22 protein-coding genes and 2 tRNA genes are annotated in these 25,078 nt (G+C 22.7%); 10 read left to right on the top strand and 14 right to left on the bottom strand.

What is annotated here, in order from left to right:
• Positions 1-5: 5 nt before the first annotated feature.
• Positions 6-1,880: a tRNA uridine-5-carboxymethylaminomethyl(34) synthesis enzyme MnmG gene (gene mnmG / locus H0H76_RS00475; protein WP_185855592.1), complete on the top strand. Its 1,875-nt coding sequence runs from the start codon at positions 6-8 to the stop codon at positions 1,878-1,880.
• On the opposite strand, the gene H0H76_RS00470 is transcribed toward mnmG, so the two are convergent.
• Together H0H76_RS00470 and H0H76_RS00465 are read right to left on the bottom strand one after the other, a co-directional pair.
• Complete coding sequence (locus H0H76_RS00470) at positions 1,863-2,189, bottom strand: septum formation initiator family protein (RefSeq protein ID WP_185855591.1); 327 nt, start codon at positions 2,187-2,189, stop codon at positions 1,863-1,865. The two genes, mnmG and H0H76_RS00470, sit on opposite strands and share 18 nt — an antisense overlap.
• Positions 2,161-2,328 (bottom strand): hypothetical protein, encoded by a 168-nt coding sequence (locus H0H76_RS00465; protein WP_185855590.1) that lies wholly within the window; start codon positions 2,326-2,328, stop codon positions 2,161-2,163. Before H0H76_RS00465 ends, H0H76_RS00470 begins: the two co-directional genes overlap by 29 nt.
• Positions 2,329-2,381: 53 nt before the next feature.
• On the opposite strand from H0H76_RS00465, the gene fumC reads away from it, so the two are divergent.
• A complete protein-coding gene (gene fumC / locus H0H76_RS00460; RefSeq protein WP_185855589.1) occupies positions 2,382-3,770 on the top strand; it encodes a class II fumarate hydratase in 1,389 nt (462 codons plus the stop codon).
• On the opposite strand, the gene H0H76_RS00455 is transcribed toward fumC, so the two are convergent.
• A complete protein-coding gene (locus tag H0H76_RS00455) occupies positions 3,767-4,546 on the bottom strand; it encodes a TatD family hydrolase (protein ID WP_185855588.1) in 780 nt (259 codons plus the stop codon). The two genes, fumC and H0H76_RS00455, sit on opposite strands and share 4 nt — an antisense overlap.
• Positions 4,547-4,599: 53 nt before the next feature.
• Between H0H76_RS00455 and fabD the strand changes: the two genes are divergently transcribed.
• The 3 genes from fabD (at position 4,600) to H0H76_RS00440 (ending at position 7,767) form a co-directional block, all read left to right on the top strand.
• The gene (fabD, locus tag H0H76_RS00450) at positions 4,600-5,481 is read left to right on the top strand and encodes an ACP S-malonyltransferase (RefSeq protein WP_185855587.1); all 882 of its coding nucleotides are present in this window, start codon (positions 4,600-4,602) and stop codon (positions 5,479-5,481) included.
• A 2-nt stretch (positions 5,482-5,483) separates the two neighbouring features.
• On the top strand, positions 5,484-6,419 hold the full coding sequence (locus tag H0H76_RS00445) for a GYDIA family GHMP kinase (protein ID WP_185855586.1): 936 nt from the start codon (positions 5,484-5,486) through the stop codon (positions 6,417-6,419).
• An 82-nt stretch (positions 6,420-6,501) separates the two neighbouring features.
• On the top strand, positions 6,502-7,767 hold the full coding sequence (locus H0H76_RS00440) for a citrate synthase (RefSeq protein WP_185855585.1): 1,266 nt from the start codon (positions 6,502-6,504) through the stop codon (positions 7,765-7,767).
• Between the two features lie 18 nt (positions 7,768-7,785).
• Here the strand turns inward: H0H76_RS00440 and H0H76_RS00435 are convergent.
• Both H0H76_RS00435 and H0H76_RS00430 read right to left on the bottom strand, forming a co-directional pair.
• Positions 7,786-7,867 (bottom strand) — tRNA-Leu (locus H0H76_RS00435).
• A 204-nt stretch (positions 7,868-8,071) separates the two neighbouring features.
• A complete protein-coding gene (locus H0H76_RS00430; RefSeq protein ID WP_185855584.1) occupies positions 8,072-8,365 on the bottom strand; it encodes an HU family DNA-binding protein in 294 nt (97 codons plus the stop codon).
• Between the two features lie 470 nt (positions 8,366-8,835).
• Here H0H76_RS00430 and gldE point away from each other — a divergent pair, with 470 nt between their 5' ends.
• The 4 genes from gldE (at position 8,836) to H0H76_RS00410 (ending at position 13,289) form a co-directional block, all read left to right on the top strand.
• Positions 8,836-10,218: a gliding motility-associated protein GldE gene (gene gldE / locus H0H76_RS00425; RefSeq protein WP_185855583.1), complete on the top strand. Its 1,383-nt coding sequence runs from the start codon at positions 8,836-8,838 to the stop codon at positions 10,216-10,218.
• Between the two features lie 79 nt (positions 10,219-10,297).
• Positions 10,298-10,855 (top strand): tetratricopeptide repeat protein, encoded by a 558-nt coding sequence (locus H0H76_RS00420; protein WP_238783890.1) that lies wholly within the window; start codon positions 10,298-10,300, stop codon positions 10,853-10,855.
• 19 nt (positions 10,856-10,874) lie between these two features.
• Positions 10,875-12,575: a DNA mismatch repair endonuclease MutL gene (gene mutL / locus H0H76_RS00415; RefSeq protein WP_185855582.1), complete on the top strand. Its 1,701-nt coding sequence runs from the start codon at positions 10,875-10,877 to the stop codon at positions 12,573-12,575.
• Between the two features lie 66 nt (positions 12,576-12,641).
• The gene (locus H0H76_RS00410; protein WP_238783889.1) at positions 12,642-13,289 is read left to right on the top strand and encodes a rhomboid family intramembrane serine protease; all 648 of its coding nucleotides are present in this window, start codon (positions 12,642-12,644) and stop codon (positions 13,287-13,289) included.
• Here H0H76_RS00410 and lepB read toward each other — a convergent pair.
• Complete coding sequence (gene lepB / locus H0H76_RS00405; protein WP_185855580.1) at positions 13,286-14,755, bottom strand: signal peptidase I; 1,470 nt, start codon at positions 14,753-14,755, stop codon at positions 13,286-13,288. The genes H0H76_RS00410 and lepB overlap by 4 nt on opposite strands.
• A 9-nt stretch (positions 14,756-14,764) precedes the next feature.
• Positions 14,765-15,469, bottom strand: coding sequence for a 4-hydroxy-tetrahydrodipicolinate reductase (gene dapB, locus H0H76_RS00400; RefSeq protein ID WP_185855579.1), 705 nt, complete (start codon positions 15,467-15,469; stop codon positions 14,765-14,767).
• An 88-nt stretch (positions 15,470-15,557) separates the two neighbouring features.
• Between dapB and H0H76_RS00395 the strand changes: the two genes are divergently transcribed.
• Positions 15,558-15,645 (top strand) — tRNA-Leu (locus H0H76_RS00395).
• A gap of 20 nt (positions 15,646-15,665) precedes the next feature.
• On the opposite strand, the gene ilvA is transcribed toward H0H76_RS00395, so the two are convergent.
• The 7 genes from ilvA to H0H76_RS00360 form a co-directional block, all read right to left on the bottom strand.
• On the bottom strand, positions 15,666-16,931 hold the full coding sequence (ilvA, locus tag H0H76_RS00390) for a threonine ammonia-lyase (protein WP_185855578.1): 1,266 nt from the start codon (positions 16,929-16,931) through the stop codon (positions 15,666-15,668).
• Between the two features lie 21 nt (positions 16,932-16,952).
• Positions 16,953-17,993, bottom strand: coding sequence for a ketol-acid reductoisomerase (gene ilvC, locus H0H76_RS00385; RefSeq protein WP_185855577.1), 1,041 nt, complete (start codon positions 17,991-17,993; stop codon positions 16,953-16,955).
• Between the two features lie 409 nt (positions 17,994-18,402).
• Entirely contained in the window at positions 18,403-20,103 is a 1,701-nt protein-coding gene (gene ilvB, locus H0H76_RS00380) for a biosynthetic-type acetolactate synthase large subunit (protein ID WP_185855576.1), read from the bottom strand.
• A gap of 5 nt (positions 20,104-20,108) precedes the next feature.
• Entirely contained in the window at positions 20,109-21,803 is a 1,695-nt protein-coding gene (ilvD, locus tag H0H76_RS00375; RefSeq protein ID WP_185855575.1) for a dihydroxy-acid dehydratase, read from the bottom strand.
• A 234-nt stretch (positions 21,804-22,037) separates the two neighbouring features.
• Positions 22,038-23,216 carry a tRNA 2-thiouridine(34) synthase MnmA gene (mnmA, locus tag H0H76_RS00370; protein ID WP_185855574.1) on the bottom strand — a complete coding sequence of 393 codons (1,179 nt, stop codon included), beginning with the start codon at positions 23,214-23,216 and terminating at the stop codon, positions 22,038-22,040.
• 99 nt (positions 23,217-23,315) lie between these two features.
• On the bottom strand, positions 23,316-24,434 hold the full coding sequence (dnaJ, locus tag H0H76_RS00365; RefSeq protein ID WP_185855573.1) for a molecular chaperone DnaJ: 1,119 nt from the start codon (positions 24,432-24,434) through the stop codon (positions 23,316-23,318).
• Between the two features lie 22 nt (positions 24,435-24,456).
• Positions 24,457-25,053 (bottom strand): nucleotide exchange factor GrpE, encoded by a 597-nt coding sequence (locus tag H0H76_RS00360; protein WP_185855572.1) that lies wholly within the window; start codon positions 25,051-25,053, stop codon positions 24,457-24,459.
• Positions 25,054-25,078 lie beyond the last annotated feature (25 nt).

Here is a 25,078-nt window from a genome sequence, read left to right as displayed (position 1 = left end):
TTATTATGTTTAATAATACATACGACATAATAGTAGTAGGGGGAGGTCATGCAGGATTAGAGGCTTCTTTTGCTTCTGCAAATATGGGATGTAACACATTACTTATAACTTCAAATTTACAAACAATAGGGCAAATGTCTTGTAATCCAGCAATTGGAGGTATTGCAAAAGGACAAATTGTTAGAGAAATAGATGCTTTAGGTGGTTTTTCCGGAATAATTACAGATTGTAGTAGTATTCAATTTAGAATGCTAAATACATCTAAAGGACCGGCTATGTGGAGTCCTAGAGCTCAATGTGATAGAAGATTATTTTCCTATTATTGGAGATTTTTTTTAGAAAAGAATGATAAAATAGATATTTACCAGGATACTGTAGTTTCTCTTATTGTAGAAAAATACAAAGTTAAAGGAGTAATTACCTATTTTGGAATTAAAATTAAAACTCATACAGTTATTCTAACAAATGGAACTTTTTTGAATGGAATAATTCATATTGGTAAAAAAAAAATTAAAGGAGGACGAATATCAGAAAGTGGAGTTAAAGGAATAACAGAACAATTAAGTAAATGTTTTGGATTTAAACATGGAAGAATGAAAACAGGTACTTCTCCTAGAGTTGATGGAAGGTCTTTAAATTATGAAAAAATGGAAGTACAGTATGGAGATATTAATCCAAAGAAATTTTCTTTTTTTTATAAGACAAATAAATTGATAAAACAATGTAAATGTTATATAACTTATACAAATAAAATTGTTCATGATATTATTAAAGATAATTTAGGATCATCTCCAATTTTTTCTAAATCAATAAATGGAGTAAGTCCTAGATATTGTCCATCTATAGAAGAAAAAATTTATAGGTTTACAAATAAAGATAGACATCCTATATTTGTTGAACCAGAAGGGTGGAATACAGTAGAAATGTATGTTAATGGATTTTCTACTTCATTTCCAGAAAAAATACAATATGAATCTTTGAAAAAAATAAAAGGTTTTGAAAAAATAAAAATATTAAGACCAGGTTATGCGATTGAATATGATTATTTTTATCCTGAACAGTTAAAACTTACATTAGAAAGTAAATATATTGATAATCTTTTTTTTGCTGGACAAATAAATGGAACAACAGGGTATGAAGAAGCATCTGCTCAAGGATTAATAGCTGGGATTAATGCAAGTTTGAAAATTAAAAAAAAAGAATCTTTTATTCTTAAAAGGAATGAAGCTTATATTGGAGTTTTGATAGATGATTTAGTAACAAAAGGAACAAAAGAACCATATAGAATGTTTACTTCAAGAGCCGAATACAGAATGTTATTACGTCAAGATAATGCAGATGAAAGATTAACACATATAGGATATAAAATAGGATTAATATCAAAAAATAAAATTAGAATAGTAAATGAAAAAAAAAATAAAATAAATAAATGTTTACATTTATTTAGAAATTACTTTATTAATCCAATAGATATTAATTTTATTTTAAAAAATAAAAATTTTCCTATAATAAGTGATAAAAAAACAATAGAATCAATATTGTCTCGTTCTGAAGTAAGTATAGAAGATATAAAATCTATTCCATTAGTAATAGATCAGATAAAAAAAAATGATTTTGATAAAGAAATATTAGAAGCAGTATCAATAAAGATTAAATATAAAGGATATATTGATAGAGAAAAAAGAAATGCAAAAAAGCTATTGAAATTAGAAAATATTAAAATTCCAAATAATTTTAATTATAAAAATATTAATTCTTTATCTATAGAAGCTAGAGAAAAATTAACTTATTATAAACCAACTTCTTTAGCACAAGCTTCTAGAATTAGTGGAGTATCTCCTTCTGATTTAAGTATTTTATTATTACATATTAATAGATGATATTTCTTTGTCATCTTTATAAACAAATAAATCCTCATCTTCTTTTTTCATATAAAATTTTTCTCTAGCATATTTTTCTATGAATTTTAAATCAGTAGACAGTTTCTTAACAATTTTTTTTTCATGTAAAATTTTTTTCTTAATAAAATTTCTATATAACATCATTTTATCAATGGTTATTTTAAATTTATAATGAAGAATTAAAGAATTAGTATCAAAAAAACATATCCATATTATAAAAGAAAAACTAATCAAAAAATATTTATTTATTAATATTTTTTTAATTTTTTTCTTTGATATTTTTACCATATTGATAATGTTCTATAATAATATTTGTTAACCAACTCAATATCCAATAGATAATAAAAATAGATAAAAAAATTATACACCAAAATCCAGATATAAATATTATTAAAAATAATAAAAATCCTATGAATTTAATTGTCATTTTTGAAATAATTAATACTTTTTTAACTAAATTATAAAAATATAACAAAAAAAATGATTTTTAGAGAAGAAAAAGATACACTAGGAACTGTTAAAATACCGGTAGAAAAATATTGGGGGGCACAAACAGAAAGATCAAGAATAAATTTTAAAATTGGAAATCCTAATTCAATGCCTATAGAAATTATTCGTTCTTTTGGTCTATTAAAAAAAGCTTCTGCTAATGCAAATTTTGACTTAGGAATTATATCTGAAAAAAAAAGAAACATTATATCAGAAGTTTGTGATGAAATTATAAATGGAAAATTAGATGATCAATTTCCTTTAGTTGTATGGCAAACTGGTTCTGGTACACATACTAATATGAATGTTAATGAAGTAATTTCCAACAGATGTCATGTAAAAATGGGAGAAAAATTGGAAAATAGTGAAAAGAGATTTATACATGCAAACGATGATGTAAACATGTCACAATCATCTAATGATACTTTTTCTACTGCCATGCATATTGCATCTTATAAAATTTTATTGGAAAAAACTATTCCTTCTATTGAAAAATTAAAAAAATCTTTACAAAAAAAATCTTTACTATTTAAAAATATTGTAAAAATAGGAAGGACACATTTTATGGATGCTATACCTATTACTTTAGGACAAGAATTTTCAGGATATTCATCTCAAATATTACATGGATTAAATTCTATAAAAAGAACTTTACAAAATTTATCAGAATTAGCTATAGGTGGAACTGCTGTAGGTACTGGATTAAATTGTCCCAAAGGTTATGATAAAAAAGTTATAAAATATTTATCAAAATATACTGGATTCCCATTTAAAGTAGCAGATAACAAATTTGAATCTATAGCATCTCATGATGCTATAGTTGAAACTCATTCAGCTATAAAAAGGGTTGCTGTATCATTAATAAAAATATCTAATGATATTAGATTTTTATCATCCGGACCTAGATCAGGAATTAATGAAATTCATTTACCTGAGAATGAACCTGGTTCATCTATTATGCCTGGAAAAGTAAATCCTACTCAATGTGAAGCAATTATTATGGTTTGTATGCAAATAATAGGAAATGATGTTACTATTTCTATGGCAGGGGCTTCAGGAAATTGTGAATTAAATGTTTGTAAACCATTAATCATATATAATTTTTTGCAATCATCAAAATTGTTATCAGATTCTATATGTTCTTTTACTTCTTTTTGTGTTAATGGAATTACTCCAAATTACAAAAGGATTAAGGAATTATTAGATAAATCATTGATGTTAGTTACTGCACTTAACATTCATATTGGATATGAAAAATCATCTATTATAGCAAAAAAAGCATATTTAAATAATAGTACTTTAAAAAAAGAGGCAGTTCGTTTAGGTTATTTAACTTCTGAAGAATTTGATAAATATGTAAATCCATATAAAATGATTTAATCTTTTTGAAAAAATAAATTTTTTACGTTTTTTTCAATAATATTGGCTATTTCATTTTCTGGCATCATATAAATTTGAGATAATTTTTTCAAAACTATTTTTATATTTATTGGAGTATTTCTTTCTCCTCTAAAAGGATGTGGTGATAAATATGGAGAATCTGTTTCCAATAAAATATTATCTAATTTTATTTTATGTAAAAAATTTACAATACTATTATTTTTGAAAGTTATTATTCCTCCTATTCCTAATTTCATTCCTATATTTGTAATTTTAATTGCTTCTTCTAAATTTCCAGTAAAACAATGAAATACTCCTTTTATAGAATTATAAAAAGGTTCTTTTGAAAGAATATCAAAAACTTGATTAAATGCTTTTCTACAGTGAATTACTATTGGTAATTCTTTTTTCTGTGCCAATTTTATTTGAGTTTTAAAAACATATTTTTGTTCATATTCAAATTTATTACTTAAATGAAAATCCATTCCAATTTCTCCTATAGAAATAAAAGAGTATTTATTTATAAATTTTTGTATAAAATCCAATTCTTTTTCAATATTACTTGGATGAACATAGTTAGGATGTAGTCCTATCATTGGATAAATAATATTGGGGTATTTATTCTTTAATTTAATTATTTTTTTTACACTAATTTTATTAATAGAAGGTAGAAAAAATTTTACTATTCCTTGTGATAAAGAATTTTTAATAATGACATCTAAATCTTTTTCAAATATATCCATGTATAAATGTGTATGAGTATCAGTAATATTCATAATATGTAATTATAATTGTATAATATTAAGTAAATTTTTAATAAAAATCTTTTATGAAAGCTTACTTATTTTCCGGTCAAGGGTCACAATTTGTAGGAATGGGAAAAGATTTGTATGATAAAAGTTTTTTAGCTAAAAGATTATTTCAATTATCTAATAAAATTCTAAACTTTTCAATTACATCTGTAATGTTTGAAGATAAAAAAAATATATTAAAATATACAAGATATACACAAATAGCAATATATATTTATTCAGTAATAAAAACTAAAATATTAAATAATTTTAATCCAGATATGGTAGCTGGGCATTCTCTTGGAGAATTTTCTGCTTTGTCTTCAGTTGGAGTACTTTCTTTTGAAGATGGATTAAGATTAGTAAAAAAAAGAGCTGACATTATGCAAGAAATTTGTGAAAATACTGATGGAGGTATGGCAGCAATTTTTGGTTTAGAAGATAAAATAGTTGAATCTATTTGTAAAGAAAAAAATGGAAATGTTGTCCCATCTAATTATAATGCACCTAAACAAATAGTAATATCTGGAGAATTGAAATTTTTAAGAAAAATTTGCTCACATTTAAAAAAAATAGGAACAACAAAAATTATTTATCTTCCTGTTCATGGAGCATTTCATTCTCCAATTATGGAACCAGCAAAAAAAAAATTAGAAAATATTATAAAAAATATAACTTTTAAAAAACCAAAATGTCCAATTTATCAAAATGTAACTGGTAATTCTGTAACAAATTGTGGAGAAATAAAAAGAAATATTATAAAACATATTACATCACCAGTAAAATGGAAACAAACCATAAAAAACATGATTTCTGTTGGAGTTAGTTCATTCGAAGAAATTAGCCCAAAAAGTATTTTAAAAGGAATGGTAAAAAAAATATTAATAGAGTTTAATAAAAAAAAATGCAAAATTATGTAATAATGTATAAGAATAAAAAATCTTTTTATAGTAATGGAAAATTGCTACTAACAGGAGAATATTTAATTTTATGTGGAGCATTTGGTTTAGCACTTCCTACAATTAGAGGTCAATCATTAACTATTACAGAAAATAAAAATAGTAATTTTTCTTCTATTTTACATTGGAAGAGTTTTAATGAAGTTAATAATATTTGGTTTGAAGTTATTTTTAAACTTCCTTATTTAGATATTTTTTATGAAACAGAAAAAAAAATAGCTATTAGGTTAAAAAGTTTATTATTAAAGTCTAAAAAAATTCAAAAAAAATTTCTTACAGAAAATTATGAAATACAAGTAAAAACACATTTAGAATTTCCAATAAATTGGGGTTTAGGAAGTAGTTCTACTCTAATAAATAACATTGCTAAATGGGCTAAAATAAATCCTTATTTTTTGATAAGTAATTATTTTAATGGAAGTGGTTATGATATAGCTTGTGTGTATAAGTCTAAACCAATAATATATAGAATTTATAATAAAAGACCTTATGTCTTTCCTATAAAATTTAATCCTAAGTTTAAAGAAAAACTTTTTTTTTTACATCTTAATAAAAAAAAGAGTACTTACGATGGAATACAATCTTTTTACTCAAAAATAAAAAAAAAATTTTTGAATAAAAGTATAAATTTAATATCCTCTATTACTTTAAAAATTTCTTTTTGCAATAATTTAAAAGAATTTGAAGAATTACTATTACAACATGAAATAATAATTTCAAAAATATTAAATATTCCTACTATTAAGGAAATATACTTTCCAGATTATTTAGGATTAGTAAAAAGTTTAGGGACTTGGGGCGGAGATTTTGTATTAATAAGTTATAGAAAAGGAATGAAAAATTATTTTTATAAAAAAGGATTTAATACATTAATCCCATTTAATAAAATGATTTTTTAAAATACTTAATTAGTAAATATAATAATGATGTTTTTTATTTATTTAATTTTATTGATATTTATTTAAGAAAAATTAATTTGTTATGTGCAGTATTATTCATATAGATATAAGTGGGACCAATTATGATTTTCCTGTAGTTTATGATACTTTTTTTAATAAATATATTAATATCTCAAAATTGAGAGAAAATACAGGTTTTATTACTTTTGATCCTGGTTTTAAAAATACAAGTATTACTAAAAGTTCTATTAGTTTTATAAATGGAGATAAAGGAGAACTTTTATATAGAGGATATTCTATTGAAGACCTTACTGATAAATGTTCTTTTTTAGAAACAATTTATCTTATTTTAAATGGTGAATTACCTAATATTGTACAATTAAAATCATTTTCTAAAAAAGTAAGAGAATTAAATTTTATTAATAAAGAAATTTATCAAATTATAGAAAAATTTCCAAAATTTTATCATCCAATGGAAATTTTGTCATCTTTAACTCATATATTAACTACATTTGAAAATTACAATAATTTAACAAATAATGAAGAAATGTATTTGAGTTTATTGGCAAAATTTCCTATGTTAGCAGCTATAACTTATAGAAAAAAATTTGGATTACCTTTATCTTTTTCAAAAGAAAAAATATGTTATACTTCTAATATATTGAAAATGTTTTTTTCAAGTAAAAATAAATCATTTTTTAATAATAAAATAGTTATAGATTCATTAGATAAATTATTCATTTTACATGCAGATCATGAACAAAATTGTTCTACAACAACAGTACGTTTATTAGGGACTGCTCATGTTGGTTTATTTTCTTCTATATCTGCTGGTATAACTGCATTATGGGGAAGACTACATGGCGGAGCTAATCAAGCTGTAATAGAAATGTTAGAATATATTTTAAAAAGTGGAGGTAATATAAAAAAATGGATTAATAAAGCAAAAAATAAAAAAGATCCATTTCGTTTAATGGGGTTTGGGCATCGTATATACAAAAGTTTTGATCCTAGAGCAAAAATAGCAAAAAAACTTGCAGAAAATTTATTAAATAAATTAGAAATATCAGATCCAATTTTAGAAATTGCAAAAAATATTGAAGAACAAGCATTAAAAGACTCGTATTTTATAGAAAAAAAACTTTATCCAAATATTGATTTTTATTCTGGAATTATTTATAAAGCTATAGGAATTCCCAAAGACATGTTTACAGTAATGTTTGCAATAGGTAGATTACCAGGATGGATAGCTCATTGGAAAGAAACAATATCAAACAAAGATCCATTATGTAGACCTAGACAGGTTTATACAGGATATAAAAAAAGAAATATAGTAAGAAATTTATAATTAAAAATAAAAGTTTTGTGCGGGCGAAGGGATTCGAACCCTTATGCTAGTTAGCATCAGATCCTAATTCTGACGTGTATACCTGTTTCACCACACCCACCAATATATATATATATATATTTATATTGGAAAATAAAATAAAATTAATTTTTATAAATTATAAACATTTTTTTTAAAATGTTTATTTTTTCTTATGTCTATTTTTTCTGTTTCTTTTTTTCCTTTTATGAGTGGCTATTTTTCGTCTTTTTCTTTTTTTTCCGTTTGGCATAATTTTATGTTTTATTTTTTTTTATATAATGCGTTATTTTTTTATAGGAACATTTTTTTTTATTAATTCAGTAAAAGATTTTGCGGGTTTAAATGCTGGAATGTTATGCTCTGGAATTACAATAGATAGATCTTTTGATATATGACGACCAAGTTTTCTTGCTCTATATTTAATGATAAATGATCCAAAACCTCTTAAATAAACATTTTCTCCTGAAGTTAAACTTTGCTTAATTTTTTTCATAAATGTTTCTATTACCTTTTGTGTGTCTGTTCTTTCAGATCCAGTTTCGGATATGATTTCTGTTATTATATCTGCTTTTGTCATGTTAAACCATTATAATCAAATAACAAAATTTAATTTATTAAATATACCAATTTTTTATAAAATTGCTTTAAATCTAAATAATAATGAGTTTTTTTGTAATAAAAGAAAATATTCTTTTTATAAAAGTAGTATATATAATTAGTATATAAAATTTGGAAAAATTACTATAAATTATTCATGTACTTAATTTATTTAATGTAAATATACTATTCAATATAACTTAAACTTAAGTACAAATAAATATATGTATATGTTTATTTTAGATATTAAATTAATACAATTGAAATGTAAATATAAATAATATAAAATAATTTACATTATATTTTTAAAATAAAATTTAAGATAAATTTTCATTTTATTTTATATTACATAAAACTATGATCTATGATACAAAATTATAATTATAAAAAAAAGAAGATTATATTCTTTTACTTTTCCTTATAATAAAATATGATTTAATTTCATAAATTTTGGAAAGGGAATATTATGAATATTCTACGAATATTATTTTAGGAAATGTTTTATATTTAATATTATATTTTGTATTTATAGTAATTCTATTATTATTTTCTGCATTAATATCTGGATCAGAAACCGCTTTTTTTTGTCTTGATAAAAAGACTATTGATAAAAAAACGAAAAATAATATTATAAAAAAAAATCTTCTTTTTAAAATTTTAGAAAATAAAAAAAAACTTTTAGCTATAATTTTAATTTCTAATAATTTTTCTAATGTAGGAATTGTTATATTAATTTCATATTTAATAACAGAATTTTTACAAGGAAAAAATATCTATATTTTTAATAAAAATATTAATACTTTTATTAATATTTCTTTAGAAATTATTTTAATTACTTTTGTATTACTTTTATTTGGAGAAATTATTCCTAAAATTTATGCTAGAAAAAATAACTATAGTTTTTCTATTTTCATGTCTAAACCATTATTATTTATTGGAAAATTTCTTAATCCAATTAGTGAAATAATGATATTTATTTCTGAGATTATAGAGAAAAATATAATAAAGAAAAAAAATGGGATATCTATTGATCAACTTTCAAAAGCATTAAAAATTACATCTTCAAATTTAAAAAAGAAGAATATTAAAGAAAGTCAATTTTTACAAAAAATTGTTAATTTTGGCAACACTGAAATACATCAAATTATGACTCCTAGAATAGATATGTTTGCTATAAATAAAAAAATTGATTTTACTAATATTTTGGAACTAATTCGTAAACAAGGATATTCAAGAATACCAATATTTAAAGATTGTATAGATGATATAGTAGGAGTATTATTTGCAAAAGACTTGTTACCATTTATTTATAACCAAAAATTTAAGTGGAATTCATTGATACATAAACCATATTTTGTTCCAGAAAAAAGAAAAATAATAGATCTTTTAAGTGATTTCAAAAAAAGAAAAATTCATTTAGCAATAGTAGTAGATGAATATGGTGGAACTTGTGGTTTAGTAACTCTTGAAGATGTTGTAGAAGAAATAGTAGGAGAAATTTTTGATGAATTTGATGAAGATGATACATCTTATTCAAAATTAAGTAAAAATAATTATTTGTTTGATGGAAAAACATCTCTAATTAATTTTTATCGTATAATGAAAATAAAAGAACAAATTTCATTTGAATTTGAAAAGAAAAAAGGAGATGCTGATACACTAGGTGGATTTATAATGGAAATATGTAATGAATTTCCAAAAAAAAAACAAATTATAAATTTTTTAAATTATTCTTTTATTATTAAAAATATTAATAATAAAAGAATTAAGACTGTAGAAGTAGTTAGAAAAAAAAATGATAATAAATTATACAATAAAAATTCATTTAATTAATATGACTCGCAGTAAAAATAAAAAATATTTTATTATAATACTTTCTAGTGTTTTTATATTAATATCAAGTATATTTTATATGTATTTTTTCACTACATTTTTTATATCTAATAAATTAGAAATAAAATATTTGGAAGAATTAAATTACGCTAGAAAATTGCTTAACGAAGGATTTATAGAAAAAGCATTAAACAAAGAAAGTAATAATTCACATTTGGGATTTTTGGGAATTATTTCTAAAACTCCTTTAACTAAAATAGGAAATATATCTATATTTTATGCAAGTATTTGTTATTATAATATAGGAAATTACGTAAAATCTATAGAAATGATGAATAAATTTAAAACAAAAGATAATGTTTTATATTTTATAAAATATGGAATAATAGGTGATGCGTATTTACAAATGAAAAAAAAAGAACAATCCTTGAAAAATTATATAATAGCTTCTAAAATAAATAATAATAAAATTTTTACTCCAATATTTTGTTATAAAGCAGCTTTATTAAGCTACTCTATGGGAAAATATAAAGATTCTAAAAGATATTTAAAAAAAATAGAGCAAGAATATCCTACTTTTTTTTACAAAGAAAATGTAGAAAAATATCTTATGTTAATTGAAAATAAATTTTCATAATTTTATTAAAAAATATTAAATGAAAAATTTAATACAAGTTTTACCTAAAAAAATTATAAATCAAATAGCTGCAGGAGAAATAATAGAACGTCCATCTTCTATATTTAAAGAATTATTAGAAAATTCAATAGATGCAAACGCAAAAAAAATTGATATTTTTATTAAAGATTCAGGAAATATATTTATTCAATTGGTAGACGATGGAAAAGGAATGAATATTAATGATGCAAGAATGAGTATAAAAAAACATGCAACTTCTAAAATAGAAAATATAGATGATCTGTTTAATATTAAAACAAAAGGATTTAGAGGTGAAGCTCTATTTTCTATTGCTTTGATTTCTCAATTAGAAATACAAACTAAAGACAAAAAAAGTTTTATGGGAATTCATCTCTTCGTTGAAGATGGATCTATAAAAAAAGAAATTCCTATAAATATGAAATCTGGAACTAGAGTAACTGTAAAAAATATTTTTTATAAATTTCCTGCAAGAAGAAGGTTTTTAAAATCTTATAATGTTGAATTTAATAGTATAATTAAGGAATTTTATAAGATAGTTTTAGCTCATAGAGACATTGTCTATAGATTTTATCATAATGATAAAATTATGTTTTTTTTTGAAAAAAATTCATTAAAAAAAAGAATACAAGAAATATTTAATGAAAAAGACAAAAATTTAAAATACATTTCAATAAATAAAAAAAAATTTTCTGTAAGAGGATTTATTACTATTCCAGGAACTTCTGTAAAAAAAGGTAATCAATTTATTTTGGTTAATGAAAGATGTGTTACATATATGTTTTTACATAAAAAAATTATTCACGCTTATAATGGAATAATAAAAGATTTTAATAAAATTTCTTATTTTATATTTATATGTGCTAATCCAAGTATAATTAATTATAATATTCATCCATCAAAAAAAAAAGTTATAATAGAAACAGAAAATGATATAGGTATTTTAATTCAAAGAGAGATAAAAAATATACTATTTTTTCAATATAAAGTAAATGAAGGAATATTAAATAATTATAGTATTTTACATAATTATATTAATATAGAAAAAAACTTTCTTTATAGAAACATAAAAATTAATGAAAATAAAAAAAGTTATTGCATAAATTATCATACTAATGTTAATGTAAAAAAATTGTGTTTTTACGTTTTACAAAAGAAAAAAATAGAAACTTTTCAAGTAAATAAAAAATATATACTTTTTACTTTTAAAAATGATAATATGGTTTTAGTAGATCAACATAGAGCTCATAAACATATATTGTTTGAATTTTTTCTTGTACAAAAAAATATAATAAGTGAAAAATGTTTTCCTCCTATTAAAATAAAATTTTTGAAAAAAGAATTGTATTTCTTTAAAAATTTTAAAATTTATCTGGAAAATTTTGGATTTTATTTATCTATTTTAGATAAACATATTTACTTATATAAAATTCCTAAAAAAATAGAAAAGAGTACAATATATAAAATGTTTAAAAATATATTAATATCTCCTTATATTGTAGAAAACATGAAAAAAAATAAAAAAATGTTTGTAGAATTTATATCTATATTTTCATCTATAAAACATGGAACAATATTATGTTCAAAAAAAATGGAAACTTTAATAAGAGATATTTTTTCCTGCAAAAATCCAACTTATACAAGTTCAGGAAAACCTATATTTTTTGTATTTAACAAAAATTTTTTTCAAAAAATTTTCTAAAAAGTGAATTTGTATTATAATTTTAATTCAGAGGCAGTAAAACATTTAATTAGTATTAATATACTTGTGTATACAGCTACATTTGTATTTTCTCAATATAACATAGAAAATATATTTTCTTTGTATCATCCACTTGATGATCGTTTTCAATTTCATCAGATTTTAACTCATATGTTTGTTCATTCTAAACGAATTTTCTTTCATATTATTTTTAATATGTTAGCTTTATTTATGTTTGGTGGAAAAATAGAAACTATTTTAGGAATAAAAAAATTTATTATTTTATATTTTTTATCTGGAATATTTGCTGCTACATTTCAAATTTTGTTTAATACTGGAATTATATACTATTTTTTTCAAACTTGGGATTTTTATAAAGTAAGTAAAATTATAGATTATTTATATTTAAATGAAGATCAAAAAATGGCTATTTATAGTTCTATGTATTCTCCAATGATGGGTTCATCTGGAGCTGTAAGTGGATTAGTAGGTGCATTTGCAAAATTTTTTCCAGAACATAAAATATTTATTTTACCTTTTCCTTTTCCAATTCCTGTAAGGAAAGCTATTATAATTTTTGTTTTTGGTAGTTTAATTTCTGCTATTTTTAATTTAGCTCCAGGAGTAGCACATTTTGCTCATATAGGTGGAATTGTTTCTGGATATTTTATCGGATATTTTTTTAAAAAAAAATTCAAAATTTTATTTGATTAATGTTTTTCTTTATAAAAAAAGAAACAGTATAATACATTAATAAATGATATTAAAAATAACAAAGAAAAATAAGAATTTTTTTCATTTACAGGTGTCATTACTCGTTGCCAACGAATTTTCCAATCAAAAAAATTAAATGGTAATTTTCTATTCCAATCTATACTCATCCATATAAATATAGGTTTTCCTACTACATGATCCTCTGGGACTACACCCCAATAACGAGAATCATATGAATTATGTCTATTATCTCCAATCATAAAATAATAGTTATTTTTTATTTTATAATATTTATTATAATTCATATATGAATATTTTACGTTTTCATAAGAAAGTATATCATGATATATATGATAATTTTTATTGTTCAATTTAAAAATATCTCCTTTTTTGGGTACATACATAGGTCCAAAAAAATCACGATTACAATTATTAGAAAATATTCCAATCTCTTTAAAAGATTTAGAAAATATATTTTTTTTTAGTAAAACTATATTTTTGAATATATTTTTTATTTTAACTGCATTTTTATTAGTCATAATAATATAATAAAAATATTCATTATAATTTTCTTCTATTAATTTAATATCTTTAATATCCATTTTATTATTAAGAAATTCTATATTTAATGGCATGTCAATTGTTTTTACAAAATAAGATTGTTGTTTTTTTAGGTTATTTTTTTCTTTATTATTGTTTACAAACAAAACTCCATTTTTTATATAAATAGTATCACCAGGTAGCCCTACACAACGTTTTACATAATAATCTTTTCTATCTACTATTATGTTATTATAATCTTTAGGAAAGTTAAAAACAACAAGATCATTTCTTTGTATAGATTTTATAGGTGGAAAACGATAGTATGGAAATTTAAAAAGAGAAATATAAGATTTTATTCCAAAAAAAGTATTATTGTGAAAAAAAGGAATAGAAATAGGAGTTATAGGTAATCTTAATCCATAATGTATTTTACTAACTAATATAAAATCTCCTACTAGCAAAGTTTTTTCCATTGATGACGTAGGAATTACAAATGGTTGGATAATATAGGTATGTGTAATGAAAGAAATTATTATAGCTAATAAACAACCTATGTTATTTTCTTTTATTTTATTTATTTTTATATATTTTTCATTTGAAAAAAAATTAATATAAAACATATAAAAAATACCTAAAAATAAGAAAAATAATAAAATATCTTCTGATTTGTTTTTTCCAAAGGAGCGAATTAGATAAATCCATAAAATAATGAATAAAATTAAACTTGTAAGTGGTATAAATAAAAATAAAATAAACCATTTGGGTAGTTTATTTATTTTTAATAAAATAAAAACATTATAAATAGGAATATAAATTTTCCAACAGTCAACTTTTATTTTTTTATAAAGTCTACAAGTAACAAGAATATGAATAAAATTTTCAATAAGTAAAAAAATGCTATTAAAAATAAAATATTTTAACATAAAAAAATCTTATATATCTAAAACATCTCTCATTGAGAAAAATCCTTTTTTATTTCTTATCCATTCTGCAGCAATTACTGCTCCAAGTGCAAATCCATTTCTATTATGTGCTTTATGTTCTATTTTTATATCATCTATTTTTGATTTAAATATTACAGAATGTGTTCCAATAACATCACTTAATCTTTTAGAAATTATTGAAATAATGTTTTTTTTATTTCCTTCTCCTAAAACCCAGGTATCTTTCATATTGTTATTTATTATATCATTCGCTAATGAAATAGATGTTCCACTAGGATTATCTAATTTTTTTTTGTGATGAACTTCTTCTATTATTATATTATATTGATTTGAATATGCCCGTAATAATTTTGATAATTTTCTGTTAATAGCAGAAAATATATTCATTGAAATACTAAAATTAGAAGAATGTAAAAAAGCCCCTTTTTTTTCTATGCACATTTTTTTTATATATTCAAGTTTATCTAACCAACCTGTAGTTCCACATACCATAGGTATGTTATTTTCCATACATATTATTATGTTTTTAACAACAGAATTAGGTTGACTGAATTCTATTACTATATCTGTGTTTTTTAATAAATTAGGTGATGGAGTATGATCATAACATAAAGATATGTTATGACCTCTATTTCTTGCTATTTTCTCTACAGTTTTACCCATTTTTCCATAACCTATTATAGATATATTCATAATGAATTGTTTTTATAAATTAACTTATATTTTTTTTATAATTATATTATAAAAAATTCGTATTTTGTTTGTATAAAATAAATAAATTACCCACGTGGTGAAATTGGTATACACGCCACTTTGAGGTGGTGGTATTCTATAATAAGAATATGCTGGTTCGAATCCAGTCGTGGGTACAATTTAATAAAATATTTTTTTAAATAAGTATACGAAATAAATCTGGATTTTTATTTAAATATTGAAAATGTACTTTATGTTTTTTCATTTTTCCTAATAAAGTAGAAAATTCATTTTTTCTTGATAGTTCTATTCCTATAATTGCTGGGCCTTCTTCTTTAGAGGTTTTTTTATAATATTCAAAATAAGTAATATCATCTTTAGGTCCTAAAATATTATTTACGAATTCTTTTAAAGATCCTGCTCTTTGTGGAAATTTTACTATGAAATAATGTTTTTTACCTTCATATAAAAGAGACTTTTCTCTTATCTCTTCTGTTCTAGTTATATCATTATTTCCTCCACTTAAAATGCAAACAATAGTTTTATTTTTTATTTTATCAGAATAACAATCTAAAACAGCTATTGATAAAGCTCCTGCAGGTTCTGCTACTATAGCTTCTAAATTATATAAGTCTAAAATAGTTGTACATACTTTTCCTTCTGAAACTGTTTCCATATCATGTAATATTTGATTACATATATGAAAATTTAATTTACCTACTTTTTTTACTGATGCTCCATCAATAAATCTATCTATTGTTTTCAATTTTACTATTTTTCCTTTTTTCAAAGAATAACTCATAGATGGAGCTCCTTTTGGTTCTACACCTATAATTTTTGTATTAGGACTAGTTTGTTTAAAATAACTACCAACTCCAGAAATTAATCCTCCACCTCCAACAGGAATAAAAATATAGTCTATACATGAATTATATTGTTTTAATATTTCCATACCTACAGTAGCTTGTCCCTCAATAATTTTATCGTCATCAAAAGGATGAATAAATATTTTTTCATTTTTTTTACATTCTTCCATTGCTACTTCATTTACTGTATCAAAAGTATCTCCAGTAAGAATAATTTTTATGAATTTTTTTCCAAACATTTTAACTCTTTCTACTTTTTGTTTAGGAGTAGTATTTGGCATATAAATTTTACCTGATATTTTCAGTATATTACAAGAATATGCTACTCCTTGTGCATGATTACCAGCACTTGCACAAACTATTCCTTTTTTTAAATCTTCATTAGATAAATTTATTATTTTGTTATATGCTCCTCTAATTTTGTAAGAACGTATTATTTGTAAGTCTTCTCTTTTTAAATAAATATTAGCTTTATATTTTTCTGATAGAAAATAGTTTTTTTGTAGAGGAGTTTCGTAAATAATATTTTTTAATATTTTTTTAGCCTTAATTATTTCTTTGTATTGCGGAAAATATCCTATAAATTTGTTTTTCAATCTATTAAAAAGTTTATTAACTTATTTTTCTGGACGTAATTTTCTAATAACAGATCCAGCTTCCCATAATTCACTATCATGTAAGTCTTTTAATTCTTTTTCTAATTTTAATCTATAATCTTTTCTAATATTTGATTTTATAATGTTTTTTGCTTCATTTCCAGATGCTACTTCATTGTATAATTCTCTGAATACTGGTATTGTAGCTTCTTTAAATTTTTTCCACCAATCTAACGCCCCTCTTTGAGCAGTAGTAGAACAATTTTTATACATCCAATCCATTCCTTTTTCAGATACTAAAGGCATTAAACTTTGAGTTAATTCTTCTACAGTTTCATTAAAAGCTTCTGATGGAGAATGCCCATTTTCCCTTAATATTTGATATTGTGCTGAAAATATTCCTTGAATTGCCCCCATTAATGTCCCTCTCTCTCCTACTAAATCTGAATAGACTTCATTTTTAAAACTTGTTTTAAATAAATATCCAGAACCTATTCCTATTCCAATTGATAATACTTTTTCTAAACTTTTACCACTATAATCTTGATATATAGCATAACTAGAATTAATTCCATTTCCTTGTTTAAAAAGTCTTCTTAAACTAGTACCTGAACCTTTAGGTGCTACTAAAAAAATATCTATATTATTAGGTGGATTTATTTTAGTTTTTTTATAAAAAGTCAATCCAAATCCATGTGAAAAATATAGGGATTTTCCTTTTGTTAAATATTTATTAATAGTTTTCCAAAAAGATATTTGTCCGGCATCTGACAATAAATACATTAATATAGACCCTAACTCAGATGCTTTTTCTAAGGAAAAAAGATTTTTTCCTTCTATCCACCCATCATCTAATGCTTTTTTCCAAGATAAAGTATTTTTTCTTTGTCCTATTATTACATTAAATCCATTATCTTTTAGATTTTTACTTTGCGCAGGGCCTTGGACCCCATAACCCAAAACGGAAATTTTTTCATTTTTTAAAATTTCCCTTGCCTTTTCTATAGAGAATTCATTTCTTGTAATGATATTTTCTTCTACAGATCCGATTTTAATTTTCATAATTGTTATTTATTTTCCTAATTTAATATTTTTATATATATATTCTATAATAGAAATATAATGGTTAATTAAAACATTATTCTTTTTTTATAAGAATAAATATTTATTATTCCAATAAATTTTTGTATTATTTTTTTTATTTTAATGAATTGTTTTTCTTCGCATACTACATCTAAAATATATTGTTGATTAGTTATGTAAAAATTATTTTTTTTTTACATACATTTACATAGTTTATATCTAAATTTTTTCTATTTAATATAATAAGTATTTTACTTAGCAATCTTATATCATTTTCTACTAAAATTTTAATTCTAAATTCATATTTTTTCATATAATATAAATTGTATGTATTGTATGTATATAATATAAAATTATTATTTTTTATTTTTTTTTGAATTATTAATTATTAAATCAAACGAATTTCATCTACTGCTGCACCTGAAGGAATCATAGGGAAAACATTGTTTTCTTTTTCTACAACTACTTCTAATAAGAATGGAGTTTCTTTGTATAAAGCTTCTTTTACAGAATTTTTTAATTTTTCTCTTTTATCTACTCTTTTAGACTCAATATTGTATGCATTGGCTAATTTAGTAAAACTTGGATTTACTAATTTAGTACATGAATAACGTTTATTAAAAAAAAGATGTTGCCATTGTCTTACCATTCCCAAAAAATTATTATTTAATAATATAATTTTTATACATATCCTATATTGTAGTATTGTCCCCATTTCTTGAATGGTCATTTGAATCCCTCCATCTCCTACTATGCATAATACTTGTCTATTTTTTGCTCCTAATTTTGCTCCTATTGAAGCAGGTAATGCAAAACCCATAGTACCTAAGCCTCCAGAAGTTATTTGACTTTTTTTACATGTAAATTTAAAATATCTAGAAGCTATCATTTGATGCTGGCCAACATCTGTTACAAGTATTGCATTTTTTTTTTTATATAAATTAATCCATTTTAAAACTTCACCCATAGTAATTCCTCCACTTTTTGGATTAAGGTCTTTTTGTATAACTATTTTATCTTCTTCTTTTTTAAGAGAAAAGAATTTTTTTATCCATTTTTTGTGATTTGATTTATTTACATAATGAATTAATTTTTTTAAAGAAGTTTTACAGTTACCTAATATGGATATATTACACGATATATTTTTATTAATTTCCGAAGAATCTATTTCTAAATGAATAATTTTAGATTTTTTTGCATATTTTTTTATGTTTCCTGTTACTCTATCATCAAATCTCATTCCTATAGCAATAAGGACGTCACATTGATTTGTTAATACATTAGGAGCATAATTTCCATGCATACCTAACATCCCTACATATAAATAATGTGTACTATCTAATGCCCCTAATCCTAATAAAGTACTTGCTACTGGAATTCCAGTCTTTTCAGCAAATATTTTAAATTCATCTTCTGCTTCAGCCAATATAATACCATGACCTATTATAATTAATGGTTTTTTAGATGAATTTATTAAATTAGCTGCTTTTATTATATTATCATTTATAATAAAATTTGATTTTTTATAATAAATATTTATTTTTTTTCTAAAAAAATTTTTAGTTAACTTTTCTTTTTGTAATTGAGCATCTTTAGTTATATCTATTAATACTGGGCCGGGTCTACCTTGTTTTGCTATGACAAATCCTTTTTTAATTGCGTTAAAAATATTTTTTGCTTGTAAAACCTGAATATTCCACTTAGTTACAGGAAGAGAAATATCAATAATGTTTGTTTCTTGGAAAGCATCAGTACCTAAAAGATGAGAAAATACTTGACCTGTAATACACACAACTGGGGTACTATCAGCTAATGCATCAGCTAATCCTGTAATTAAATTAGTAGCTCCAGGACCAGAAGTAGTAAAACAAACTCCAACTTCACCTGTTACTCTAGCATAACCTTGTGCTGCATGAATTGTCCCTTGTTCATGACGCATTAGTACATGCGAAATTATGTTCAAATAATCATGTAAAGAATCATATATTGGCATTATTGCTCCACCAGGATATCCAAAAATATACCTTACTTTTTCGTTTAAGAGAGATTTTATAACTATTTCAGAACCAGAAGTTAAATTTCCTTCCATATTAATTAAAATTCATCTGTAACACATCCTGTAGATGCTGAAGAGACTATTTTTGTATATTTATATAAATATCCTTTATTTATTTTTTTAAAGGAATTAATAGGACTCCATAATCTTCTTCTTCTTCTTATTTCTTCTTCTTTTATTTCTAGAGTAATTGTATTATTTTCTGAATCTATTTTAATAAAATCTCCGTTTTTTATTATAGCTATTGTTCCACCATTTTGAGCTTCAGGTGTAATATGTCCTACAACAAATCCATGAGTACCTCCTGAAAATCTACCATCTGTTATAAGTGCAACTTTATCTCCTAATCCACTTCCCATAATATAGGAAGTAGGTTTTAACATTTCAGGCATACCTGGACCTCCTACTGGCCCTACATATCTAATTACAATTACTGTTCCAGGTTTTATTTGATTATTTATTATAGATTTGTTTGCTTCATATTCTGAATTAAAAACCATTGCTCTCCCACGAAATTTAGTACCTTCTTTTCCTGTTATTTTAGCAACTGAACCCTCTGGAGAAATGTTCCCATATAAAATCCTAATGTGACCTTTTGTTTTTATAGGAGTTTCAATAGGATAAATTATTTTTTTAGTAAAAGTTAAATCTTGTGCGTCTTTAACATTTTCATATAATGTTTTTCCAGTAACTGTTAAACAATCCCCTAATAATATTTTTTTTTTAATAAGATACTTAATAATAACTGGAATTCCTCCTATATTAACATGAAGATCTTCCATTGAAAAAATTCCACTAGGTTTTAAATTTCCTATAAAAGGTGTTTCGTTACTAATTTTTTGAAAATCTTTTAATGTAATATTCAAATTTGCTGCTTTAGCAATTGCCAGAAAATGTAAAACTAAATTTGTAGATCCTCCTAAACATATAGCTAATTTTATTCCATTTTCTACAGAGTTTTTTGTAACTATATCTTTTGTCTTTATATTTTTTTTCAATAATTTTTTTATATATATAGCAACTTGTTTGCATTCTTTTTTTTTTTCATTACTTTTAGCCGGAGAAGAAGATGAATAAGGTAACAACATTCCTACTGCTTCTAGTGCAGTAGCCATAGTATTTGCAGTATACATTCCTCCACATGCTCCAGGACCTGGACAAGAATTTTTTATAATATTTTTATATTCTTCATCAGTTATTATAGAATTATTTTTTTTTCCTAATGCTTCGAAAGAAGAAACTATATCTAGTTTATTTCCATTATAATATCCAGAAGCTATTGTCCCTCCATACACAATTATAGAAGGTCTATTTAATCTAAGTAATCCTATCATAACACCTGGGATATTTTTATCACATCCTGGAATTGCTATTACTCCATCATAGCAATGAGATTCAACTACGCTTTCTATACTATCTGCTATTAATTCTCTAGAAGGAAGAGAATATCTCATTCCAGGAGTCCCCATAGTAATTCCATCACTAATTCCAATAGTAGTAATTTGAAAACCTATTAAATTATTTTTTTTAATTGAATTTTTTACCCTTTTAGCAAGAGAATTTAAATGAATATTACAAGGATTTCCTTCATACCAATTACTTATTATTCCAACTTGAGCTTTTTTAAAATCTGTTTCTTTCATCCCTATTGCATATAACATAGAATGTGCAGCAGGTAAACTTGAATTTTCTGTTATTTGTTTACTAAAATTATTAATTTTTTCCTCTTTCATGAAAAATTTTATAAATCAAAAAATATTTTATTCCATTATTAGGAATAATAATTTTTTTATAATAAAAATTATATAGTATGCAAAAATATAAAAAATTATATTACATAAATAATTTATTATTATAGATTTTTAATAATATTTATTATATAATATTTATTTATATTAGTATTAAATAAAATTTATTATAAAAATAATTATATTATGTTATATTAATTATAAGTTATGAAATGAAATTTATGAAATAATTCCGGATCCTATTAGTTCTTCTTTAATATACCAAACCGCAAATTGTCCTTTTGTTATTGCTCTTTGCATATTTTCAAATTTAATTAATATTCCTTCTTTTATTTTATATAATTTAGATTTTTGCAATGGTTGTCTATAACGTATTTTACAAAATACTTCCATATTTTCTCCATTAAATAAAATAAAATCTTTTCTAATCCAATGAATATTTTTTTCTTTAATAAATAAGTATTTTCTATATAATCCTGGGTGTAAATTTCCCATACCAGTATAAATAATATTTTCGTTTGTATTTATATCTATAACAAATAAAGCTTTTTTGTATCCTCCTATAGAAATACCTTTTCTTTGTCCTATAGTAAAAAAATGTGCCCCTTTATGGTATCCAATTAATTCTCCGTCTGATTTTTTATATTTTTTCTTTTTAGAAAAGAATAGTAATTTTTCTTCTTTAGAAGAAAAATTTTTTTTTACCTTATATATTTGTGAATTAGAACTAATATAAATAATTTTTCCTTTTTTTGGAGGGATTATTTTTTTTAGAAATTTGTATAATTTTATTTTTCCTACGAAACATAATCCTTGAGAGTCTTTTTTAAATGCATTTATTAAATTGTTTTTTTCTGCTATTTTTCTAACTTGTTTTTTAGTTAATAATCCTAATGGAAATAAAGATTTTTCTAATTGATCCTGTGTTAATTGACACAAAAAATATGATTGATCTTTTTTTTTGTCTTTTCCTATTAACAAACGGTATATTTTTTCATTATTTTTTATAATTTTTTTTTTATTAGCATAGTGTCCAGTAGCTATATAATCTGCACCTAATTTTGTTGCAATTTTTAAAAATAAATTAAATTTTATTTTTTTATTACATAAAACATCTGGATTTGGAGTAGATCCAAGTTTATATTCATTGAACATGTAATTAAGTACATGTTTTTTATACTCTTTCTTTATTTCTAAAATTTGAAATGGAATATTTAATTTATTAGCTACTAACATAGCATCAATACTATCTATAGTATGTATACAGTTTTTTGAAATTGATTCTTCCCAATTGTTCATAAATAATCCAATTACATCATATCCTTTTTCTTTTAGAATTAAAGCTGCTACACTTGAATCTACTCCACCTGATAAGGCAACTGCCACTTTTTTTTTCATATATTAATAAATATGAAAATATTTTAAAAAAGAATTATATAAGAAAATAAAATAATATAAATATTAATAAAATTATTAAAAATTCTATTATATATTTTATTATGAAAACATTTCTCTTACACGATCGAAAAAAGATTTTTCTGAATTTCCAGGATGAGGAAGAAAATTTTCATTTTTCCTCATTTTTTCAAAAAATTTTTTTTGTTCATCATTTATTTTTTTTGGAGTCCATACATTTACATGAATGAATAAACTACCATAACCATATCCTTCTATATTAGGTAAACCCTTACTTCTTAATCTGAGTGTTTTTCCAGATTGTGTTCCTGGATCTATTTTAATTCTAGCTTTTCCATTTATAGTAGGGACTTCTTTGTAAGCTCCTAATATTGCATCTGGAAATGATATATACAAATCATAATGAAGATTAATTCCTTCCCTTTTTAATTTTGTATGAGGAATTTCTTCTATTAATACTATTAAATCACCTGAAATACCTCCAAAAGGGGCCTCATTTCCTTTTCCAGAGACTTTTAATTGTATTCCTTCTGTAAGACCTGCAGGGATTTTTATATTTACTAATTCTTCTTCTTTAATTAATCCATATTTGTTAGCTCCACGAGGAGTATTTTCAATGTTTTTTCCAGATCCAGAGCATGTGTTGCATTGAGAAGTAGTCTGCATTCTTCCAAGTATAGTATTTGTTATACGTGTAATTTGTCCAGTTCCATTGCAATATGAACAATTTCTAAATTTTATTCCCTTAGCTATTTTTAGTCTTTTTACTTTAACTTTTTTTTCTATTCCATTAGCTATTTCTTCTAATGATAATTTTACTCTAATTCTTAAATCACTTCCTTTAATACTCCTATTTATACTAGATTTTCCAAAACCAAAACTAGAAAAGCCTTCTCCAAATGCATCAGCAAAAATATCACCAAAATTTGTAAAAATATCTTCCATATTCATTCCGGTTCCAGTAGTATTACCTTTTACTCCAGAATGTCCAAACTTATCATAAGATTGCCTTTTTTCTCGATTACTTAATATTTCATAAGCTTCTGCAGCTTCTTTAAATTTTTCTTCTGCTTTTTTTTTATTATCTAAATTTTTATCTGGATGATATTTTATTGCTAATTTTCTATAAGCTTTTTTAATTTCTTCTTTAGAAGAATTTCTAGATACACCTAATATTTCGTAATAATCTTTTTTAACCATAAAAATATTGATAATTATCCAATTATTTTCCTGTAATCACTTTAGCATGTCTTATTACTTTTTCTTTTAAAGAATATCCATTTTCTATTATTTCTATTATTTTACCTTTTAGATTTTCTGTATTTGCTGAAATTTGTGTAATTGCTTCATGAAAATCTGTATTAAAATTATCTCCTATTTTTATTTCCATTTTTTTCAATCCTTTTTCTTTTAAAATTTTAATTAATTTATCTTGAATAAGATAAATTCCTTTAATAAATCCTTCCCCTTTATATTTTTTTAATTCTTTTAATCCACGTTCGAAATCATCTAAAACTGGAATTAAATCTATAATAATTTGTTCATGTACTACTTTAAATATTTCGTATCTTTCTTTTTTAATACGTTTTTTATAATTTTCAAAATCTGCAAATAATCTCAAAAATTTATTTTTTTCTTCTTCTAAATTTTTTTTTAATATGTCTATTTCTTTAGATATTAATTTTAAACTTTCGGTTTTTTCTTTTTCATTAATACAAAAAGATTTTTCTTCTTTATTTGATTTAGTTTCACAATTTTTTTTATTATTAGAAGAGTTTTTTACAGTGTTTTCTTGATTATTACTAATATTAATATTCATATTATTCATAATAATATTATGTTTT

Origin of the sequence: Blattabacterium cuenoti (assembly GCF_014251275.1) — a bacterium.
Lineage (GTDB): Bacteria > Bacteroidota > Bacteroidia > Flavobacteriales > Blattabacteriaceae > Blattabacterium > Blattabacterium cuenoti_AG.
This window is presented reverse-complemented; position numbering and strand designations above follow the sequence as displayed.

What these genes read in the sequence shown, in the direction of transcription:
- mnmG (WP_185855592.1), top strand. Translation starts at nt 6, where the DNA reads ATGTTTAATAATACATACGACATAATAGTAGTAGGGGGAGGTCATGCA.
- H0H76_RS00470 (WP_185855591.1), bottom strand. Translation starts at nt 2,189, where the DNA reads ATGGTAAAAATATCAAAGAAAAAAATTAAAAAAATATTAATAAATAAA.
- H0H76_RS00465 (WP_185855590.1), bottom strand. Translation starts at nt 2,328, where the DNA reads ATGACAATTAAATTCATAGGATTTTTATTATTTTTAATAATATTTATA.
- fumC (WP_185855589.1), top strand. Translation starts at nt 2,382, where the DNA reads ATGATTTTTAGAGAAGAAAAAGATACACTAGGAACTGTTAAAATACCG.
- H0H76_RS00455 (WP_185855588.1), bottom strand. Translation starts at nt 4,546, where the DNA reads ATGAATATTACTGATACTCATACACATTTATACATGGATATATTTGAA.
- fabD (WP_185855587.1), top strand. Translation starts at nt 4,600, where the DNA reads ATGAAAGCTTACTTATTTTCCGGTCAAGGGTCACAATTTGTAGGAATG.
- H0H76_RS00445 (WP_185855586.1), top strand. Translation starts at nt 5,484, where the DNA reads ATGTATAAGAATAAAAAATCTTTTTATAGTAATGGAAAATTGCTACTA.
- H0H76_RS00440 (WP_185855585.1), top strand. Translation starts at nt 6,502, where the DNA reads ATGTGCAGTATTATTCATATAGATATAAGTGGGACCAATTATGATTTT.
- H0H76_RS00430 (WP_185855584.1), bottom strand. Translation starts at nt 8,365, where the DNA reads ATGACAAAAGCAGATATAATAACAGAAATCATATCCGAAACTGGATCT.
- H0H76_RS00420 (WP_238783890.1), top strand. Translation starts at nt 10,298, where the DNA reads ATGTATTTTTTCACTACATTTTTTATATCTAATAAATTAGAAATAAAA.
- mutL (WP_185855582.1), top strand. Translation starts at nt 10,875, where the DNA reads ATGAAAAATTTAATACAAGTTTTACCTAAAAAAATTATAAATCAAATA.
- lepB (WP_185855580.1), bottom strand. Translation starts at nt 14,755, where the DNA reads ATGTTAAAATATTTTATTTTTAATAGCATTTTTTTACTTATTGAAAAT.
- dapB (WP_185855579.1), bottom strand. Translation starts at nt 15,469, where the DNA reads ATGAATATATCTATAATAGGTTATGGAAAAATGGGTAAAACTGTAGAG.
- ilvC (WP_185855577.1), bottom strand. Translation starts at nt 17,993, where the DNA reads ATGAAAATTAAAATCGGATCTGTAGAAGAAAATATCATTACAAGAAAT.
- ilvB (WP_185855576.1), bottom strand. Translation starts at nt 20,103, where the DNA reads ATGGAAGGAAATTTAACTTCTGGTTCTGAAATAGTTATAAAATCTCTC.
- ilvD (WP_185855575.1), bottom strand. Translation starts at nt 21,803, where the DNA reads ATGAAAGAGGAAAAAATTAATAATTTTAGTAAACAAATAACAGAAAAT.
- mnmA (WP_185855574.1), bottom strand. Translation starts at nt 23,216, where the DNA reads ATGAAAAAAAAAGTGGCAGTTGCCTTATCAGGTGGAGTAGATTCAAGT.
- dnaJ (WP_185855573.1), bottom strand. Translation starts at nt 24,434, where the DNA reads ATGGTTAAAAAAGATTATTACGAAATATTAGGTGTATCTAGAAATTCT.
- H0H76_RS00360 (WP_185855572.1), bottom strand. Translation starts at nt 25,053, where the DNA reads ATGAATATTAATATTAGTAATAATCAAGAAAACACTGTAAAAAACTCT.